Genomic DNA, 1,729 nt, shown 5'->3' with positions numbered 1-1,729 from the left:
ACCCCGGCCCGGGGGAGACCCCGGGCACCCCCCACCCCTGACCCGCCCAAGCCCCTGGAGATGGACATGACCGCCGAGCCCCGCACCGCCGTCGAGATCGCCCACGAGATCGCCCGCCAGTCCGCTCTTCTGCGGGCCGCGGTCTCCCGCGAGGGCGGCAGCGGCACCGCCGACATCGTCGGCCACCTCGCTGACGCCCAGCTCGGCCAGGCCGACGCCCTGAACGAGATGGCCGAGATGGCCGGCGGTAAGAGCGGCGACGACTGGACCACAGTGATCTACGAGGCGGGCCGCGCCGCGGGAGTCCTCTCCACAACATCGATGCGTTTGCGCGCCGCCCAGGCCGCCGCAGTAGCCGCTGAGGCCGCGATCGCCGCCGAGAACACCGCCTCCCGGACGCTCCTGCCGAACATCCTGGAGCAGACGCGCCCCTCGAACGTCCTGAAGGCCCTCGGCCTCGTCTCCGCCGCCCGCCCCGCCTGACCTTCCTGTCCCGGGGGGAGACCCCGGGCACCCCAACCCCTCAACCACAGGAGCACACCATGACGACCTACACCGCAGACCAGTCCTTCCCCGACGAGCCCGCCCACCTGCTGGACGACGACTTGCCTGTCCTGCAGCGCAAGTACCCCTTCACCGCTATCAAGGGCCGCGACTGGCTTGGATTCGAGGAGATCACCTCCATGACGGGCCCGACCGACCCCGAGTCGGACTTCGCTGGCGCCGTCATCACCCTCACCCGGGTCAACTGTCTGGACATCAAGCCGGGCATGCAGCTCGCAGCCCTCGCCCCCTGGTATCTCGGCGGTATCGCCCAGCCCGCCAACGCGATGACCGACCGCGAGGTCAAAGACGTCCACGTCGAGGAGAAGCTCGGTCGCCGCCGCCACAGCTTCACCTGGGGCCTGGTCAGCGCCATCGTCACCGTCACCTACACCGACGGCGTGGAGCAGATCCTCCTCCATGACGAGGATCGCCCGGAGTACGCCTGGATCGTCAGCGGTATCTGATCCGGTGTTGCGCCAGCCGCTCCAGGGCCCTGGAGCGGCTGGCAGAACCCCGGATCACACCGCCCCAACGATTTGGAGGAGACCACCCCATGGAGATCCCCGCGAACCTGCTGCCCGCCGACGCCGGCCTCGATGCGCTGCGCGAGTTCGTCGAGCAGGACCCGCAGTGGGTGCTGCCCAACTGGCACTCACACGGCCTCGGCGGCTTCCTGCACTGGGAACACGCCACCGTCAAGACCGTCAAGTTCTTGGGGACCGCCATTCTCGACGTGAGGATTCCCGCCTCCGACTACGAACCGGCCGAGGTGCGGGACCGCTTCCACCGTGAGGCGCTACACGTGGTCCGCGCCGCACAGCTCGGCCTCAACCCGCACAGCATCACTGGCGCCGAGCTGGAGCAGAAGATCTCCGAGGCGCAGACCGCTTCCGCCGACCAGCCCTCCGCGGACACCGTCGAGTACGGGGTGCGCAGCACCGGATGGGCGGACGAGGAGCAGGCGACCACGGTCGAGCCCACCGGAACCGGTCCTGAAGGGATCGCCGCGGCCAAGAACGTCGCCAGGCTCACGGGGCAGTGGCAGACCGCACAGGGCCTCCCCGCAGACGCCGAGGTGGTGTCCCGCACCCCCGCCAACCCCGAGTGGACGCCCATGGGCGACTGGAGACTGCTGTAGCCCTTCGCCCACTGCCTGACCGCCTGTTGTGTCTGCCGCTCCTGT

At 69.8% G+C, this 1,729-nt stretch carries 3 protein-coding genes; all 3 read left to right on the top strand.

Annotation, left to right across the window (positions count from 1 at the left end; all coding sequences use genetic code 11):
• A partial coding sequence (locus AB0395_RS48255) for a hypothetical protein (protein WP_366295119.1) occupies nt 1-483 on the top strand: 483 nt, incomplete at its 5' end.
• A 59-nt stretch (nt 484-542) separates the two neighbouring features.
• Nucleotides 543-1,010, top strand: a complete 468-nt coding sequence (locus tag AB0395_RS48250) for a hypothetical protein (RefSeq protein ID WP_366295116.1) — start codon at nt 543-545, stop codon at nt 1,008-1,010.
• Between the two features lie 89 nt (nt 1,011-1,099).
• Nucleotides 1,100-1,684: a hypothetical protein gene (locus AB0395_RS48245; RefSeq protein WP_366295114.1), complete on the top strand. Its 585-nt coding sequence runs from the start codon at nt 1,100-1,102 to the stop codon at nt 1,682-1,684.
• Nucleotides 1,685-1,729 lie beyond the last annotated feature (45 nt).

This window comes from Streptosporangium sp. NPDC051023 (assembly GCF_040689595.1).
Lineage (GTDB): Bacteria > Actinomycetota > Actinomycetes > Streptosporangiales > Streptosporangiaceae > Streptosporangium.
Note: the sequence above shows the minus strand (reverse complement) of the source record. Positions and strands in the feature narration are given on the sequence as shown.

What these genes read in the sequence shown, in the direction of transcription:
- AB0395_RS48245 (WP_366295114.1), top strand. Translation starts at nt 1,100, where the DNA reads ATGGAGATCCCCGCGAACCTGCTGCCCGCCGACGCCGGCCTCGATGCG.
- AB0395_RS48250 (WP_366295116.1), top strand. Translation starts at nt 543, where the DNA reads ATGACGACCTACACCGCAGACCAGTCCTTCCCCGACGAGCCCGCCCAC.